This window comes from Chitinimonas violaceus, from assembly GCF_052601015.1.
This window is the reverse complement of record NZ_JBQXDJ010000007.1, coordinates 22,366-39,418: the sequence shown is the minus strand read 5'-3', so window position 1 is coordinate 39,418 and position 17,053 is coordinate 22,366. Positions and strand designations below refer to the sequence as shown.

Annotated in this window: 13 protein-coding genes; 8 read left to right on the top strand and 5 right to left on the bottom strand. The window is 53.3% G+C overall.

Features of this window, described 5'->3' with window-relative positions; genetic code table 11:
• Window positions 1-173: 173 nt before the first annotated feature.
• The 7 genes from rimP to pnp all read left to right on the top strand — a co-directional run bounded on the left by rimP (window position 174) and on the right by pnp (window position 9,544).
• Window positions 174-602 carry a ribosome maturation factor RimP gene (gene rimP / locus ACUHMQ_RS03985; RefSeq protein WP_445294156.1) on the top strand — a complete coding sequence of 143 codons (429 nt, stop codon included), beginning with the start codon at window positions 174-176 and terminating at the stop codon, window positions 600-602.
• 226 nt (window positions 603-828) lie between these two features.
• A complete protein-coding gene (nusA, locus tag ACUHMQ_RS03980; RefSeq protein ID WP_445294155.1) occupies window positions 829-2,301 on the top strand; it encodes a transcription termination factor NusA in 1,473 nt (490 codons plus the stop codon).
• Between the two features lie 62 nt (window positions 2,302-2,363).
• The gene (gene infB, locus ACUHMQ_RS03975) at window positions 2,364-5,144 is read left to right on the top strand and encodes a translation initiation factor IF-2 (protein ID WP_445294228.1); all 2,781 of its coding nucleotides are present in this window, start codon (window positions 2,364-2,366) and stop codon (window positions 5,142-5,144) included.
• A gap of 190 nt (window positions 5,145-5,334) precedes the next feature.
• Window positions 5,335-5,721: a 30S ribosome-binding factor RbfA gene (gene rbfA / locus ACUHMQ_RS03970; RefSeq protein ID WP_445294154.1), complete on the top strand. Its 387-nt coding sequence runs from the start codon at window positions 5,335-5,337 to the stop codon at window positions 5,719-5,721.
• A 16-nt stretch (window positions 5,722-5,737) separates the two neighbouring features.
• Window positions 5,738-6,625, top strand: a complete 888-nt coding sequence (truB, locus tag ACUHMQ_RS03965; RefSeq protein WP_445294227.1) for a tRNA pseudouridine(55) synthase TruB — start codon at window positions 5,738-5,740, stop codon at window positions 6,623-6,625.
• 95 nt (window positions 6,626-6,720) lie between these two features.
• Complete coding sequence (gene rpsO, locus ACUHMQ_RS03960; protein ID WP_445294153.1) at window positions 6,721-6,990, top strand: 30S ribosomal protein S15; 270 nt, start codon at window positions 6,721-6,723, stop codon at window positions 6,988-6,990.
• 418 nt (window positions 6,991-7,408) lie between these two features.
• On the top strand, window positions 7,409-9,544 hold the full coding sequence (pnp, locus tag ACUHMQ_RS03955; RefSeq protein WP_445294152.1) for a polyribonucleotide nucleotidyltransferase: 2,136 nt from the start codon (window positions 7,409-7,411) through the stop codon (window positions 9,542-9,544).
• 76 nt (window positions 9,545-9,620) lie between these two features.
• Here the strand turns inward: pnp and acs are convergent, their stop codons facing one another.
• The 5 genes from acs to rpmB form a co-directional block, all read right to left on the bottom strand.
• Entirely contained in the window at window positions 9,621-11,591 is a 1,971-nt protein-coding gene (acs, locus tag ACUHMQ_RS03950) for an acetate--CoA ligase (protein WP_445294151.1), read from the bottom strand.
• Between the two features lie 123 nt (window positions 11,592-11,714).
• Window positions 11,715-13,397 (bottom strand): MFS transporter, encoded by a 1,683-nt coding sequence (locus tag ACUHMQ_RS03945; RefSeq protein WP_445294150.1) that lies wholly within the window; start codon window positions 13,395-13,397, stop codon window positions 11,715-11,717.
• Window positions 13,398-13,895: 498 nt separating this feature from the next.
• Entirely contained in the window at window positions 13,896-14,267 is a 372-nt protein-coding gene (locus tag ACUHMQ_RS03940; protein WP_445294149.1) for a sirohydrochlorin chelatase, read from the bottom strand.
• 89 nt (window positions 14,268-14,356) lie between these two features.
• Window positions 14,357-14,512 carry a 50S ribosomal protein L33 gene (rpmG, locus tag ACUHMQ_RS03935; protein WP_144280681.1) on the bottom strand — a complete coding sequence of 52 codons (156 nt, stop codon included), beginning with the start codon at window positions 14,510-14,512 and terminating at the stop codon, window positions 14,357-14,359.
• A gap of 17 nt (window positions 14,513-14,529) precedes the next feature.
• Window positions 14,530-14,763: a 50S ribosomal protein L28 gene (gene rpmB / locus ACUHMQ_RS03930; RefSeq protein WP_445294148.1), complete on the bottom strand. Its 234-nt coding sequence runs from the start codon at window positions 14,761-14,763 to the stop codon at window positions 14,530-14,532.
• 241 nt (window positions 14,764-15,004) lie between these two features.
• On the opposite strand from rpmB, the gene ACUHMQ_RS03925 reads away from it, so the two are divergent.
• Window positions 15,005-17,011 carry a UvrD-helicase domain-containing protein gene (locus ACUHMQ_RS03925; RefSeq protein ID WP_445294147.1) on the top strand — a complete coding sequence of 669 codons (2,007 nt, stop codon included), beginning with the start codon at window positions 15,005-15,007 and terminating at the stop codon, window positions 17,009-17,011.
• Window positions 17,012-17,053: the final 42 nt, after the last annotated feature.

The window sequence follows — 17,053 nt, the reverse complement described above, 5'->3', positions numbered from 1 at the left end:
CTGTACCGGAATAGAATATGCTGCGCCAAGTACCATTCGGACCCCATGTAGAACGTTTATCCCCTCTTGTGGGGTTTCGCTTCCGGCGCTAAGTGGTTAAAATAGCGGGAATTTCATTTCTAGTTTCATCAGGGTGGGCTTCAAGGGCCCATTTTTTATTGGCGCGACGCATCATGGATTTGCAACATTTTCTCGACACAACGCTTGTTGGTCTCGGTTACGAGCTGGTTGATTTCGAACTGGCCCGTAATGGCTTGATGCGGGTCTTCATCGATAAAGAAGGCGGCATCACGCTCGACGACTGTGTGGCGGTTAGTAATCATCTGAGCCGTGTATTCATGGTGGAGAACGTTGATTACGACCGACTGGAGATTTCATCGCCAGGACTGGATAGGCCGCTCAAGCGGGAGGCTGATTTCGTCCGGTTTGCCGGTGAACAGGTGAAGATCAAGCTGCGCTTGCCTCTGGACGGGAAAAAGTCAGTCCAGGGTGAGTTGAAGGGTGTCGCTGATGGAGCGGTGCTTGTAGCAGTGAGTGCGGATCAAACCGTAGCAGTGCCGTTGATGCAGATTGACAAGGCGAAATTGGTGCCGGTGTTCTGAGTTGGCGTGTCGCTCTAAGGGGCGTGTTCGACAGTTTTGATGGGTATCTGCAGTGGGGCGAAATGGAGCGCAGGAACCTGAGTATGCTTAGGTGCATGAGAATTCCGAGCGGCACATAGGTCTCGATAGCAGTTTATGCATTAATCAGACTGTGATCAGGTTCTAAGACGGTTTTCGAGAGATTTGGCGCAAGCCTGAAGCAATATCGGTTGGAGGTAATCGAGTAATGAGTCGTGAAATCCTGTTGCTGGTCGATGCCTTGGCACGTGAAAAAAACGTGGCGCAAGAAATCGTGTTCAGCGCACTTGAGATGGCACTGGCTTCGGCCACCAAGAAGCGCTACACGGATGATGTGGAGGTACGTGTTGCGATCAATCGCGCCACAGGCGATTACGAGAGCTTCCGGCGCTGGGAAGTGGTCGAGGACAATGACCACGAAGAGCCTGCACGGCAATTCGCCATCACTGATGTAAAAGAAAAAAGCCTTGCACTTGCAATTGGCGATTTTTATGAAGAGCCGCTTGAGCCGATCGAATTTGGCCGTATTGGTGCGCAAACTGCAAAGCAGGTGATTTTGCAGAAAATACGTGATGCTGAGCGCGAACAGATTCTGAATGATTTTCTGGACCGTAAAGAACACCTGGTTACCGGTACCATCAAGCGCATTGAGCGTGGCAACGCCATTGTGGAAGTGGGCAAGCTGGAAGCCAAGTTGCCGCGCGAGCACATGATTCCCAAAGAGAATTTACGGGTTGGGGATAGAGTTCGCGCCTATTTGGTCAAAATCGACCGGGATGGTCGTGGTGCTCAGCTGATTTTGAGTCGTACCGTACCGGAATTCATCGCCAAGTTGTTTGAGCTGGAAGTGCCCGAGATCGAAGAAGGTCTCATTGAGATCAAGGGCGCTGCTCGTGATCCTGGTGCCCGTGCAAAGATTGCTGTCAAGTCGAACGACCCTCGCGTTGATCCGCAGGGAACTTGCATCGGCATGCGTGGCTCTCGTGTCCAGGCAGTTACTGGCGAGCTCGCGGGTGAGCGGGTTGATATCGTACTTTGGTCTGCAGACCCTGCCCAGTTTGTGCTGGGGGCGCTTGCACCGGCTGAAGTGCAGAAGATCATGGTGGATGAAGAAAGTCACAGCATGGATGTTGCTGTCGATGAGGAAAATCTGGCTATGGCCATTGGACGGGGTGGGCAGAATGTCCGCCTGGCCAGTGAGCTTACCGGCTGGAATATCAACATCATGACCTTGGAACAGGCTGAGCAGAAACACGAAGTCGAGTACGCCAAGGTACGCAGCCTGTTTATGGCTGCGCTTGATGTGGATGAGGAAGTGGCTGAGATTCTGGTGCAGGAAGGTTTTTCCTCGCTGGAAGAAGTGGCCTATGTACCAGTGGAAGAAATGCTCGGTATTGACGGCTTCGACGAGGCTTTGGTGAATGAGTTACGCAGCCGTGCTCGCGATTCCCTGTTAACACAGGCTATTGCGAAGGAGGAGCAGGTTGAGCATGACGTTGAAGAGTTGCAGCATCTTGAGGGCATTACCCCTGAGATTGCGCGCGCTCTAGCAGCTCATGCAATCGCAACGCGCGATGACCTCGCTGAGCTTTCGGTGGACGAACTTGTCGAGATGACAGGTATCGAAACCGAGGCTGCCAAGAAATTGATCATGATCGCCCGCGCCCACTGGTTTGAGTAAACCAGGCGTTCGAGCAGAAGTATGCCGGACACGGCAAGGAGACGGGACCCAGAATGACAGAAATGAACGTGAGCCAATTCGCGGCTGATTTGAAGATGCCGCCGCAACACTTGTTGGACCAATTGCACGCTGCTGGCGTACAAAAGGCCGGTGTGCATGACCCGCTGACTGAGCAGGACAAGACCAAGTTGCTTGTGTACCTGCGCAGCGTCCATGGCCAGGCTATGGATAAGCCTAAGGTGACCTTGGCGCGTAAGCAGACGACTGAAATAAAGAAGTCAGATGCGACAGGCAAGAATCGCACAATTCAGGTTGAGGTAAAGAAGAAGCGTGTGCTGTTGACGCCGGAATCTGTGCCTGTGAAGGCAGAGGTAGAGGCTGAGGTAGCACCTATTGAAGTAGAAGTGCCTGTCGAAGTGGTTGAAGCCGCTGCGCCGGTAGTTGAGGCGGCACCTGAGCCTGTCGTGGTACAGAAGGAACCGGAGCCAGTGCCGGCCCCTGTTGTTCCAGAAGTCGTTGAAGAGCGCGAAGAGGAATTGGTGGCAGAGACAGTTGCCGAAAGCCAGTCGGTGGCTGTAGCTGAGATGCGTGCGCCAGCGGCTGCGCCGGCACCGCCATTGTCGCGTGCGGAGGTGTTGGGCCAAGCTGAGCTGGACTCGCGTGCCATTCAAGCGGCACGTCAGCGGGCGTTATTTGAACGGCAGGCTGCGGATATCAAAGCCAAGCAAGACCGTGAATCAGCCCGTAAGGCAGCACAGGAGCAGCAGGCATTGCAAGCCCAACAGGCAGCAGCTCAAGCGGCTGCGCCTAAGGCGGCTGCACCTGCAGACCACACCTTGCACCGTGCGCCCAGCAAGTCCAGTGACGCGAAGAAAGAAGTCAAAGCTTCGGGTAATGAACCTAAGAAAGGTGGCGCAGCAGCGCCCGCTAAGGATGCTTGGGGTGATGGTGCAAAGCGCCGCGGCGGTCTCAAGACCCGTGGTGGCGATACCACTACAACCACTGCCTGGAAGAGTGGCAAAAAAGGTGGTCGCAGCAAAGGAGCCAGCGATGAGAATGCTCATGGCTTCCAAGCACCTACCGAGCCGATCAGCCGTGAAATCGATGTGCCGGAGACCATCTCTGTAGCGGACTTGGCCCATAAGATGGCTGTGAAGGCCACTGAGGTGATCAAGACCCTGATGAAGATGGGCATGATGGTGAGCATCAACCAGGTGCTTGACCAGGAAACGGCCATGATTGTCGTCGAGGAAATGGGCCACGTAGCCAAGGCTGCCAAGCTCGATGATCCTGAAACCTATCTGGGTGTTGATGAGAAGCAAGAGCACGATGCTCTGCCACGCGCACCGGTGGTGACGGTGATGGGTCACGTTGACCATGGTAAGACTTCGCTGCTGGACTACATCCGTCGTGCAAAAGTGGCTGCCGGTGAAGCCGGTGGTATTACCCAGCACATCGGTGCTTACCATGTCGAGACTGACAAGGGCATGATCACCTTCCTGGATACCCCGGGTCACGAGGCGTTTACCGCCATGCGTGCCCGCGGTGCGAGTGCTACCGATATCGTGGTGCTAGTTGTGGCAGCAGATGACGGTGTGATGCCTCAGACGATTGAAGCCATCCACCATGCCAAGGCCGCCAAGGTGCCTATCGTGGTTGCGGTGAACAAGATCGATAAGCAAGGTGCCAATATTGAGCGTATTCGCCAAGAGCTGGTGGCGCATGAAGTGGTGCCGGAAGATTGGGGTGGCGATACCCAGTTCATCGAGGTTTCAGCCAAGATGGGGACCAATATCGATGGCTTGCTGGATGCCATTCTGTTGCAAGCAGAAGTGTTGGAGCTGACCTCACCGGTTGATGTGCCTGCCAAGGGGCTGATCATTGAAGCCCGTCTGGATAAAGGCCGTGGTCCTGTTGCGACAATGCTGGTGCAGTCCGGTACGCTGAAGAAAGGCGATACCGTGTTGGCTGGTGCAGTGTTCGGTAAGGTTCGCGCCATGCTTGATGAAAATGGCAAGAACATCAACGAAGCTGGTCCGTCGATTCCGGTTGAGATTCTCGGTTTGTCCGAAGTGCCAAATGCCGGTGAAGACGCCATGGTGCTGGCTGATGAGCGCAAAGCACGTGAAATCGCCTTGTTCCGTCAGGGTAAGTTCCGGGATGTGAAGCTGGCCAAGCAGCAGGCTGCCAAGCTCGAAAACCTGATGGCTTCGATGACCGAGGGCGAAGTGCAGAACCTGCCCATCATCATCAAGGCTGACGTGCAAGGTTCGTTCGAAGCGTTGTCGCAAAGCTTGCAGAAGCTTTCGACCAACGAAGTGCGCGTCAATATTCTGCACTCAGGTGTGGGTGGCATTACCGAATCCGACGTCAATCTCGCGCTGGCTTCCAAGGCCGTCGTCATCGGCTTTAACGTGCGTGCCGATGCCATGGCGCGTAAGTTGGCCGAAAACGAAGGTGTCGACATCCGTTACTACAACATTATCTACGACGCTGTAGATGAGGTTCGTGCTGCGTTGTCTGGCATGTTGGCGCCAGAGAAGAAAGAACAGATCATTGGTTCGGTCGAGATCCGTCAGGTCTTCGTGGTGTCCAAGGTTGGCTCGATTGCAGGCTGCTTTGTGCATGATGGGGTGGTCAAACGCGGTGCCGGCGTACGCCTGCTGCGTAACCACGTGGTTATCCATCAAGGCGAACTGGACAGCCTCAAGCGCTTCAAGGACGACGTCAAGGAAGTTAAGGCTGGCTACGAGTGTGGCTTGCAGTTGAAGAACTACAACGATATTCAAGAAGGCGACATGCTGGAAGTCTTCGAAATCGTTGAAGTGGCCCGTACTCTGTGAGGTGTGAGAACCGGTTTAAATCTGCGATAGGCAGGCAAACCGGTTCTGACGAGTGAAGGCGCGAAAGTACCATTCACTCCAGCACATCGGCAGGCGCAGACTCCGCAAGGGTTTGCGCCTGTTGTACTTTATGTTTAACCATGCGTGAGTTGCTGTAATTGCGTGCTCACGCTTTACTCCTCACGAGATCATGGCAAAAGACTTTACCCGTTCCGACCGCGTTGCTCAGCAAATGCAGCGTGAACTCGCCGAGCTGATTCGGCTTGAGTTGAAGGACCCTCGTATTGGTATGGTGACGTTGACAGGCGTAGAAGTGACGCGTGATATGAGCCATGCCAAAGTGTTCTACACCCTGATGAAGGGTGATGAACAGGAAACTGAATACACCTTGAATCGTTCGGCAGGCTGGCTGCGTAGCGAGCTTTCCAAGCGTATCAAGCTGTTCAAGATGCCCGAATTGCATTTTGTATACGACCGCTCGGTTGAATATGGCATGTCGCTAGATAAGTTGATTGATCAGGCAATGCAAACTACGGCGCCCGCAGACGATGAAACAGACGCAAACAAAGAGAATTAAGCGTCCCGTTCACGGCGTGCTCTTGTTTGACAAACCTTATGGTGTATCGAGCAACCAGGCACTGCAGAAATGTAAATGGCTATTGCAGGCGGAGAAGGGTGGACACACTGGTGTACTCGATCCATTGGCGACGGGTTTGCTGCCACTTTGTTTTGGTGATGCGACCAAGTTTGCCCAGCGTATGCTGGATGCAGATAAGCGATACACCGCAACTTTGAAGCTTGGGTCGACCACTACCACGGGTGATATGGAAGGCGAAGTTTTGTCGACTTGTCCGGTACAGGTTGCCCGGTATGATCTGGATGCAGCCGTTCAGCATTTCATTGGCGAATACGATCAGGTACCGCCAATGTATTCGGCGCTGAAGCATGAAGGTAAGCCGCTATACGAATATGCCCGGGCGGGCATAACCATCCCCCGTGAGGCACGTAGGATTACGATTTACGCTATCGAAGTTCTGAGCTTCGATGGTGAGACCGTGGTGCTGGATGTTCGTTGCAGTAAAGGCACCTATATTCGAACGCTGTCTGAAGACATCGGCGAGCGGCTGGGATGTGGCGCCCACCTGACTGGGTTGCGTCGTACCGCGACGGCAGGTTTTCGTTTGGAAAATGCATTGTCCCTGGCTGACTTTGAAGCCATGGAGTTGGGGGGGCGTGATGCGTGTCTATTGCCTGTTGATAGTTTGGTAGCCGATTTGCCAGCAGTGACGCTCGATGCAACGGACACGAATAAGCTAACCCACGGATTGTCCGTGCGTTTTCCCGCCAAGGATGGGATAATCGAAAGCTTGCGTGTGTATGGCGACATGAGTGGGGACAAGCCAAGCTTTTTAGGTTTGGCGGCGTTAGCTGACCATGTTTTGTATCCGCGTAGACTGCTTTCTACGGTTGTTCATAGCTGAGCAGTGTTTATTGGAAGCCTGGAGGGGTTGGTTAGCAAATCGACTCGCTTGGCTTGTCTGCACCATTTGGTGCTTTTGTATCTGGAGCAGTAAAAATGGCAATTTCTGTCGAAAAAAAAGCTGAGATCGTTAAACAGTACCAGCGCGCCGCAGGTGACACTGGTTCTACCGAAGTACAAGTGGCGTTGTTGACCGCTCGTATCAACGGTCTGACTGAACACTTCAAGGCAAACGCCAAGGACAACCACAGCCGTCGCGGTTTGTTGAAGATGGTGAACCAGCGTCGTAAGTTGCTGGCTTATTACAAGCGCACCAACCTGGACGGCTACCGCGATCTGATCGCTAAGTTGGGTCTGCGTAAGTAAGCGTTTCAAAAAAAGCCGCTGCGATGCAGCGGCTTTTTGCATTTTTGGCGGTTTGTAATGTTCATTGTCGCTGGAAATACCTTTATTCGTGGATTTCACTGTGACTAAAGCTGTTAGCTGCGATTAGTTGTCCTATTGTGATTCTTTGCTGGCCAAGAACCTGTTCAGGCTACTGCTGGGTAGCCAGCTGTGAATGAGACTTATGTGCCGTGTTAGTGGTGGTCAACGATAAGTTGTGGCCCGCCTCAAAGGTAAGCAAGTAAAGAATTCGGATTCTGTTGGGTGTGAAGTGGTTCCGGCCACGCCCGATGGCTAGTAAGTTGGCTGGAACCCCGGCGTCGGTCTGCGGACTGTGCTCAGCGCGTCGGCGGAAAAGGGTCATTCAGCTGAGCGTGACCCGTTGAAAAGGAAGAAAAGCGTGTTCAATCGCATCTCCAAATCGTTTGCCTATGGCAAGCACACTGTTACCCTAGAAACGGGTGAAATTGCCCGTCAAGCATCAGGCGCCGTGATGGTGTCGATGGATGACACCGTAGTACTGGTTACCGTAGTCGGTGCCAAGAATGTCAAACCCGGCCAGGACTTTTTCCCTCTGACCGTTGATTATCAAGAGCGTACCTACGCTGCAGGTAAGATTCCTGGTGGCTTTTTCAAGCGTGAAGGCCGTCCTTCCGAAAAAGAAATCCTCACATCGCGTCTGATTGACCGTCCGATCCGTCCATTGTTTCCGGAAGCGTTCTACAACGAGATTCAGATCGTCGCGACAGTGATGTCTGTCAATCCTGAGATCGACCCGGACATTCCATCTGTGATCGGTGCTTCTGCTGCACTGGCTATTTCCGGTCTGCCTTTCCAAGGCCCGATCGGTGCAGCTCGTGTTGGTTACGCTAATGGTGAATACCTGCTCAACCCAACCAAAGCCGAGTTGGCTACTTCCGAACTGGATTTGGTCGTGGCGGGTACCGCCAATGCTGTGCTGATGGTGGAATCAGAAGCTCAGGAGCTGTCGGAAACTGTCATGTTGGGTGCCGTGGTGTTCGGTCATGACCAAATGCAAGCAGCCATCAACGCCATCAATGAGTTGGCTGATGCTGTGAACCCTGAGGTTTGGGATTGGCAAGAACCTGCAGCTGATCAGGACTTGATCGGCCAAGTAGGTGGATTGGCCAATGAAGGCCTGAGGATGGCATTCCGCATTCCGCAAAAGCAAGCGCGTGTGGCGCAAATCAACGATACCTGGGACAAGGTTAAGACCGCGTTGATTACTGAGGATACCGATACGCTGCGTGCCAACCAGATCAAGGATATCTTCCACGGTCTGGAAGCCAAGATCGTGCGTAACCAGATCCTGGATGGCTACCCACGTATCGATGGCCGCGATACCCGTACGGTGCGTCCAATCGAAGTGCGCACCGGTGTGTTGCCACGTACCCACGGTTCGGCACTGTTCACTCGTGGTGAAACCCAGGGTCTGGTTGTCGCTACCTTGGGCACCAAGTTGGATGAGCAGAAGATCGATGCGTTGACCGGTGAATACACCGACCGCTTTATGCTGCATTACAACTTCCCTCCGTATTCAACCGGCGAGACTGGCCGTGTGGGTACGCCAAAGCGCCGCGAAATCGGTCATGGCCGTCTGGCCAAGCGTGCATTGGTTGCTGTGTTGCCGAAGAAGGAAGACTTCAGCTACTCGATGCGCGTTGTGTCTGAAATCACCGAGTCGAATGGTTCATCCTCGATGGCGTCTGTCTGCGGTGGCAGCTTGGCGCTGATGGATGCCGGTGTGCCATTGAAGTCGCACGTGGCAGGTATCGCTATGGGCTTGATTCTGGAAGGCAACCGCTTTGCTGTGCTGTCCGACATTCTGGGTGATGAAGATCATCTGGGTGATATGGACTTTAAGGTAGCGGGTACCGAGAACGGCGTGACCGCCTTGCAAATGGATATCAAGATCCAAGGCATCACCAAGGAAATCATGCGTGTGGCGCTGGACCAGGCCAAGGAAGGCCGCCTGCATATTTTGAAGATCATGAAGGGCTCTCTGGACCATGCCCGTGAAGAAGTGTCGCAGCACGCGCCACGTCTTTACACCATGAAGATCAATCCTGAGAAGATTCGTGACGTAATCGGCAAGGGTGGTGCAGTAATCCGTGCGTTGACCGAAGAGACCGGTACGCAGATTGATATCGGCGAAGATGGCACGATCACTATCGCTTCGGTTTCCAGCGAAGGTGCAGATGAAGCCAAGCGTCGTATCGGTGAGATCACTGCTGAAGTCGAAATCGGCAAGATCTACGAAGGCCCGGTTGTAAAGATTCTCGATAAGAATGTTGGTGCAATCGTGCAAATCATGCCGGGTAAGGACGGCTTGGTGCATGTGAGCCAGATTGCCAACGAACGCGTCAACAACGTGGCTGATTACCTGAAGGAAGGCCAGATCGTCCGCGTGAAGGCGTTGGAGCAGGACGACAAAGGTCGTGTCCGCTTGTCGATCAAGGCGGCATTGGCTGAAGAAGTTGCGCCGGTGGCCACACCAGTCGATAGCGAAGCCTGATAGTAAGTTGAACCAAAGAAAAACCCGGCGGAAGCCGGGTTTTTCTTTGGCGGTTTCACAGATAAGAGGGTGGGGGTTACGCAGCGGGTTCTTGCAGCTGCTGCAGGATCGCTGGGTTCTCCAAGGTAGATGTATCTTGGGTGATTTCTTCGCCGCGGGCAATGGCGCGTAACAAACGCCGCATGATTTTGCCTGATCGAGTTTTCGGTAGATTGTCGCCAAACCGGATATCGTCTGGCTGGGCGATCTTGCCGATCTCCTGTGCTACCCATGACTTCAGCTGCTCCACTGTCTTTCTGGCTTCTTCGCCATCAGGACGTGGACCTTTCAGTACGACAAAGGCGACCACCGCTTCGCCCTTGATTTCATGCGGTCTACCCACGACAGCGGCTTCGGCTACCATTGAATTGGCCACAAGCGCGGACTCGATTTCCATCGTACCCAAGCGATGGCCGGATACATTCAGTACATCATCAATGCGCCCCATGATCCAGAAGTAGCCATGCTCATCGCGGTGGGCAGAGTCTCCAGCCAAGTAATACTGGCCTTTGAATTCCTCTGGGAAATAAGTCTTTTTAAAGCGTTCCGGGTCGCCCCAGATGGTGCGCACCAGACTAGGGAAGGGCTTCTTGATGACCAGCATGCCGCCTTTGCCCGGTTCAACTGTTTCACCTGATTCATCCACGATATCAGCCATAACACCAGGCAACGGTAAGGTACAGGAACCGGGTTTGGTAGCCACGACTCCTGGCAATGGGGCGATCATGATCGAGCCGGTTTCGGTTTGCCACCAGGTGTCGACAATAGGACAGCGACCTTTGCCGACTACTTCGTGATACCAGATCCAGGCTTCGGGGTTGATAGGTTCGCCGACAGTACCCAATAAGCGCAGGCTGGACAGATCGTGCTGCCGAGGGAAATCGCTGCCAAGTTTGATCAGCGAACGGATGGCAGTGGGGGCTGTGTAGAAAATGCTGACCTTGTGTCGCTCAATCATTTGCCAGAAGCGGTGTGCATCGGGATAGGTGGGTACCCCTTCGAAGATGACCTGGGTGGCGGCCATGCTCAGCGGGCCATAACAGACATAGCTATGCCCGGTGATCCAACCTACATCTGCTGTACACCAGAATACGTCGTTGGGCTTGATATCGAATACCCAGCGGAAGGAATTCATTGCACCAAGCAAATACCCAGCACTGGAGTGCTGAATACCTTTTGGCTTACCGGTTGAACCGGAGGTATAGAGGATGAAAAGCGGATCTTCCGCTCCCATCCATTCTGGTTCGCAGCTGTCTGCCTGACCTTCGACCAGCTTGTGCCACCAGATGTCACGGTCTTCCTGCCATTGGTTTGGCGTGCTGGGGGTACGCTGATAGACGATGGTATGTTTGACGGAGCTGCAGTTACCCAGACCATAGGCATCATCTACTACCGCTTTCAGTGGAACAGCTTTCCCCCCCCGCATCCCTTCGTTAGCGGTGATGACGGCGACAGCGCCGGCATCGACAATGCGTTCCTGCACCGACTTTGCCGAGAAGCCGCCGAATACGACGGAATGGATGGCCCCAATGCGGGCGCAGGCCTGCATAGCTATCACGGCTTCAATGCTCATGGGCATGTAGATGATTACACGCTGGCCTTTGGCAATACCGAGCGACCGAAGACCATTGGCGAACTGGCATACCCGACGATGTAATTCGGCGTAGCTTGCCCGGGTAACGGTTCCATCATCGGCTTCGAAAATGATGGCGGTTTTGTCGGCATGCTTGGCCAGATGGCGGTCCAGGCAGTTGTAGCTGACGTTGAGTACACCATCGTCGAACCATTTGAAAAACGGCGCATTCGAGTCATCCAGTACACGTGTGAATGGCTTTTTCCAGGTGATCAACTCACGAGCAAGGCCTTCCCAGTAAGGCAGATACTGGTTATCTGCCTGTTCACACAGCCCTTTGTAACTATTCATGCCCGAAATAGTGGCGTGTTGACGAAAGTCCTCCGAAGGGGGGAACTGCCGGGTTTCCTTGAGAATGGAATCGATCGTGGGCATGAAGGCTCCTTTATTGTGAAGTTATCTGGGTGCGTACGAGTCGGAACAAATGTATTTGTGTTGGGTTCAGGGTCTGCACCAGTCTGGGGTTGCATTGATTGAAAGACTGGCGCACTACTTGGCTCAATCGTTGGCGTAAATGTCTCGGTCTTTCGTTTCTGGGGCGAAAAGCATACCTATCAAGAAGGTCATAATGGCGAACCCAATTGGGTACCAGAGGCCGTAATAGATGTCCCCGGTCGCTGCGACCATCGCAAAAGCCACGGTAGGTAGGAAACCACCGAACCACCCATTGCCGATGTGATAGGGCAGGGACATAGAGGTATAGCGAATTTTTGTAGGAAACAGCTCAACCAGCCAGGCGGCAATGGGGCCGTATACCATGGTTACGAAGAGCACCAGGATCGTCAGTAGCAGGACCACCATCGGAGTATTCATTCGATCCGGTTCTGACTTGGCCGGGTAACCCGCTTGCTTAAGCGCTTCCCCAAGCGACTTGTTGAAGACTTCGGCTTGCGCCTTGAAGTCGTCCTTGGTCAGTTTTTCTCCTTCAAAGCTGGGGATAACCGCGCTACCAACGCTGACGAATGCAACGGAACCAGTGGGGGCGACTACATTGCTATAGGGTATGCCCTTTTTGGCCAGCGCAGACTTGATGATGTCGCAACTTTGTTTGAAGCTGGCTTTACCAATCGGGTCAAACTGAAACGCGCATTTGGCTGGGTCGGCAATGACCTTTACCGGGGCATTGGCGACAGCGGTCTCCAGAGCTGGGTTTGCGTAGTGCGTCAGCGCTTTGAAGATCGGAAAGTAGCTGATGGCGGCAATCAGGCAGCCCGCCATGATGATCTTCTTACGGCCAATTTTGTCCGACAATGCGCCGAACAGAATAAAGCCCGGGGTAGCCAGCGCTAAAGAAATGGCAATCAGTAAGTCGGCGCGGTCAGCCTCTACACCGAGGGTTTTGGTCAAGAAGAACAAAGCGTAGAACTGACCTGTATACCAGACCACAGCCTGGCCGGCGGTACCGCCAAATAGCGATAACAGCACAACGCGCAGATTGGGCCAGCGTAAGAAAGACTCGGTTAATGGTGCAGTGGAGTGTTTGCCTTCTGCTTTCATTTTCTTGAACGCTGGCGATTCATTGAGCTGCATTCGGATATAGACCGAGACCACCAGCATGATCAGTGAGAGGAGGAAAGGTATGCGCCATCCCCATTCTTTGAAGGCATCGGCGCCCAGGCTGTTGCGACAGGTCCAGATGACAAGCAAGGACAGGAATAAGCCCATCGTGGCAGTGGTTTGAATGAAGCTGGTGTAGAGGCCTCTTTTGCCTTGTGGCGCATGTTCGGCCACATAGGTTGCTGCACCACCATATTCGCCGCCAAGCGCAAGACCCTGCAGCAACCGTAGGACAATCAGGATGATAGGCGCGGCAATCCCGATAGTTGCATAACTGGGCAGCAAACCGACGATGGCAGTGGAAAGTCCCATGATCAGTATGGTGACCAGGAAGGTGTACTTCCGGCCGATCATGTCCCCAAGGCGGCCAAATACAAGTGCGCCAAATGGGCGTACTGCAAAGCCTGCGGCAAAGGCCATCAAGGCAAAGATAAAGGCTGTGGTGTCGTTGACGCCCGCAAAGAAGTGCGACGCTATGATGGCGGCGAGTGAGCCATACAAGTAGAAGTCATACCATTCGAAGACTGTACCAAGAGAGGAGGCAAAGATAACTTTGCGTTCCTCCTTGGTCATGGGTCTGGCAGAAATGGTGATTTCAGTGCTGGTATTTGCCAAATTACTCATGAATGTTTCCTCCATACTCGAACGGGCTTTGCACCCTTAGATTTCTTTAAATACGCATGGTTGCTGGGTCTGTGTGACTTGTCTCTTTTGAGAAGGTAGAAATCGTCCTACTGGGAAATACCTATTCGGCCAACGCGAGACTCTTCACCAGTGGCTGCGTCCGTGTTGTTGTGAGTGAACAGAACGTCTGTGGATGTATTGGCTTGCAGGAAAGTGGCGACGGGGTAATTGATTGAATACCGTGGTGACTACACCAACCCGCGTGTAGGGCTGAGTAAAGAAGAATAAAGGGAATTTAAACAGCTGCGAATATTCTCCATGCCAAGTCTGCATGGAAGTGGGGCAATTGCTCTGGGTTGTTGTAAATCTGCATAGCGCAGTACTGGCTAGGGCCATAGATGTGGGCAAGGCAGGGTCTTGCCAAGTCCTGGATCAAGACAGTGAGCCGTAGCTGGTTTGAGAATTGATACGAAGTGTTGTGGGGAATGTGGGGTAGGGTTATTGCAGGGCAATCCAGTCAGCCATGGCGGCTAACACGGGATCGGCTTCACCCAATGCAGCGGTGACTCGGAACTGTATATGGGGAAATTGCTGAGCCAACTCATCTACCAATACCGGTAGATCTTGCCGCAGATGTGCGCCACGCGCCATAAAGGCTGGGACGATAGTGATTTCGTGAGCCCCTTGTTCTGCAAGTAGGGTTGCGCAGTCTGTGAGGCTGGGAGTCATCAGCTCAAGAAAGGCGAGGGTGATAGTGCATTCAGGCATGTTCTGCTGCACTCGTCGCGAAAGCTGCAGGAATGGCTCGGCCCATTGCGGGTCGCGTGCCCCGTGGGCAAATAGGATGATCGCGCGTTTGGATTGGCTCATGGCACATGATGCTGCCGCAGAAAGACCAAAAACAAAACCCCCGTTTATAGCGGGGGTTTGCGACTACATACTACCAAGTAACCAGTAGCTTACTTCAGCTTGGTTTCTTTGTAGGCAACATGCTTACGAACGACGGGATCAAACTTCTTGATCTCCATCTTTTCTGGCATGGTGCGCTTGTTCTTGGTAGTGGTGTAAAAGTGACCAGTACCTGCGGTCGATTCCAGTTTGATCTTTTCACGCATGATTCATTGCTCCCGAATTAAGCTTCGCCACGGGCGCGAAGATCGGCCAGCACAACGTCGATGCCGACTTTGTCGATGGTGCGCAGGGCGGCGTTGGAGATGCGCAGACGCACCCAACGGTTTTCACTTTCAACCCAGAACTTGCGGTATTGCAGGTTGGGCAAGAAACGACGCTTGGTTTTGTTATTGGCGTGGGAAACATTGTTCCCGACCATCGGGCGCTTGCCGGTGATCTTGCATACACGAGCCATGTTGGACTCCCACTGATTCTTAAAAAGGTGTTCGAAAAGCTTGCTGTGTAGCGATGAAATCAGCCGGCCACAACACGCGTGGAAACGCAAAGAGGGCGCATGTTATCGATTTGACCGCCCTGTGTCAAATCTCTTTCCCGGCTGATTTTTGTTTGTGGGCCAGATGCTTAGCCGATTTGCTGAGGCAATTTTGGTACAGCAGCGTGCTAAAGTACCGGGCTGTTTTGCCTTTGTGAAGACCATGTTGCATACCCTTAATTCTCCTCAGCAGGCTGCGGTACGGCACTTGGATGGACCTTTGCTTGTCTTGGCCGGTGCAGGTTCGGGCAAGACCCGCGTCATTACGCAGAAGATAGCGTATATGGTTGAACAGGCAGGTTATGAAGCACGCCATATCGCCGCTATCACCTTTACCAACAAGGCTGCACGTGAAATGCAGGAACGGGTGCATGGCATCATGGACCCCGCACGTTCCAAGGGTTTGACTGTTTCGACTTTCCATTCGCTTGGATTGCAAATCATCCGTATCGAGCATGCTGCGCTGGGCTATAAGCCGCGGTTTTCGATTCTGGATTCAGCGGATGCGATGAAGATCGTCTCGGACCTTATCGGTTCTGTCGATAAAGATGAGATACGCGCTACCGTAGGCGTTATCTCAAAGCTGAAGAATGATTTCATCAGTCCCGATGCTGCATTGATGAATGCGCAAAGTGATGGTGAGTTACGCTTGGCCAGGGTCTATAGCGCATACCAGAACACCTTGTTTGCTTATCAGGCTGTGGACTTTGACGACCTGATCCGTCTCCCTGTCGAGTTGTTTGATCGGGAAACAGACATCCTGACCAAGTGGCAATTACGTTTGCGCTATTTGTTGATCGATGAATACCAGGACACCAATGTCTGCCAGTACAGGTTGGTAAAGCAGCTGACCGGTTTCCATGGCAAGTTCACGGCGGTGGGCGATGATGACCAATCCATCTATGCATGGCGTGGCGCCAATGTGGAAAACTTGGCGCTGCTAAAGCAGGACTTCCCGAGGTTGGAGGTGATCAAGCTCGAGCAGAACTATCGCTCCACGTCGCGCATTCTGAAGGCTGCCAATGCGGTAATCGGTAACAACCCCAAGCTATTTGAGAAGCAACTGTGGAGTGAGCTGGGTATTGGTGACCCAATTGCTGTGATCGAGACGAAAGATGAAGAGCACGAAGCCGAAATGGTGGCAATGCGCTTACTTGCCCACAAGTTCGAGAACCGGACCAAATTCAGCGATTACGCGATTCTGTACCGCGGTAATCATCAGGCACGCATTATTGAAGGCCAACTGCGCAATCATAAGATTCCTTATCAGATGTCGGGTGGACAGAGCTTTTTTGATAAGGCTGAAATCAAGGATGTACTGGGTTATTTGCGTCTTATTGCCAATGAAAAGGACGACCCTGCGTTTATTCGTGCGGTGACCACGCCGAAGCGGGGTGTCGGTAACGTCACATTGGAAAAACTTGGGGGCTTGGCGGCAGACCGAAAAATCAGCTTGTTTGAAGCGGTATATGTACCCAGTTTCGAAACCTTGGTCCAGCCAGCGCAATACGAGGCATTGCAAACCTTCTGTTCGTTTATCCAACGTATGCAAGGGCGGGCAACACGTGATCCCGCGGGAACGCTGCTGCGTGAAATGCTATTGGCGATCGATTACGAAACCTGGTTATACGACAGCGACGAGCCTCGTCCCGCCGAAGCGCGGTGGAAGAACGTACTCGAGCTGGCAGCCTGGTTCGACAAGCGTGCTCAGGAGCACGGGGACAATCTGATCGACATGGCGCAGAAGATTGCCCTGATCACGCTGCTGGAGGGGCGCGAGGACGAAGCGCCAGATGCCGTACGTATGTCAACCCTTCATGCTTCCAAAGGACTGGAATATCCGCATGTCTTCCTGGTCGGTTGCGAGGAAGGCATCTTGCCTCACCAGCAGTCGATCGAAAGCGGTATGGTCGAAGAGGAGCGGCGGCTGATGTATGTAGGCATTACGCGTGCGCAGAGAGGGCTCACCATTAGCTATTGCGGCAAGCGTAAGCGGGCAGGAGAGTGGCAAATCACAGAGCCCTCGCGCTTTTTGCTTGAACTACCCGCCGATGAAATCCGCATTAGTGGGCGCCTTGCCAGCAAGCAGAACGTGGCGGTTACCAAGGAAGAGGGTAAGGCCAAGCTTGCGAACCTGCTGGCAGGTTTAGGTACAAAGTCTGGTGCCTGACCATCGAACCATCACCTTAGAACCAGTTTACGATCTGTCACG

What these genes read in the sequence shown, in the direction of transcription:
- rimP (WP_445294156.1), top strand. Translation starts at nt 174, where the DNA reads ATGGATTTGCAACATTTTCTCGACACAACGCTTGTTGGTCTCGGTTAC.
- nusA (WP_445294155.1), top strand. Translation starts at nt 829, where the DNA reads ATGAGTCGTGAAATCCTGTTGCTGGTCGATGCCTTGGCACGTGAAAAA.
- infB (WP_445294228.1), top strand. Translation starts at nt 2,364, where the DNA reads ATGAACGTGAGCCAATTCGCGGCTGATTTGAAGATGCCGCCGCAACAC.
- rbfA (WP_445294154.1), top strand. Translation starts at nt 5,335, where the DNA reads ATGGCAAAAGACTTTACCCGTTCCGACCGCGTTGCTCAGCAAATGCAG.
- rpsO (WP_445294153.1), top strand. Translation starts at nt 6,721, where the DNA reads ATGGCAATTTCTGTCGAAAAAAAAGCTGAGATCGTTAAACAGTACCAG.
- acs (WP_445294151.1), bottom strand. Translation starts at nt 11,591, where the DNA reads ATGCCCACGATCGATTCCATTCTCAAGGAAACCCGGCAGTTCCCCCCT.
- ACUHMQ_RS03945 (WP_445294150.1), bottom strand. Translation starts at nt 13,397, where the DNA reads ATGAGTAATTTGGCAAATACCAGCACTGAAATCACCATTTCTGCCAGA.
- ACUHMQ_RS03940 (WP_445294149.1), bottom strand. Translation starts at nt 14,267, where the DNA reads ATGAGCCAATCCAAACGCGCGATCATCCTATTTGCCCACGGGGCACGC.
- rpmG (WP_144280681.1), bottom strand. Translation starts at nt 14,512, where the DNA reads ATGCGTGAAAAGATCAAACTGGAATCGACCGCAGGTACTGGTCACTTT.
- rpmB (WP_445294148.1), bottom strand. Translation starts at nt 14,763, where the DNA reads ATGGCTCGTGTATGCAAGATCACCGGCAAGCGCCCGATGGTCGGGAAC.
- ACUHMQ_RS03925 (WP_445294147.1), top strand. Translation starts at nt 15,005, where the DNA reads ATGTTGCATACCCTTAATTCTCCTCAGCAGGCTGCGGTACGGCACTTG.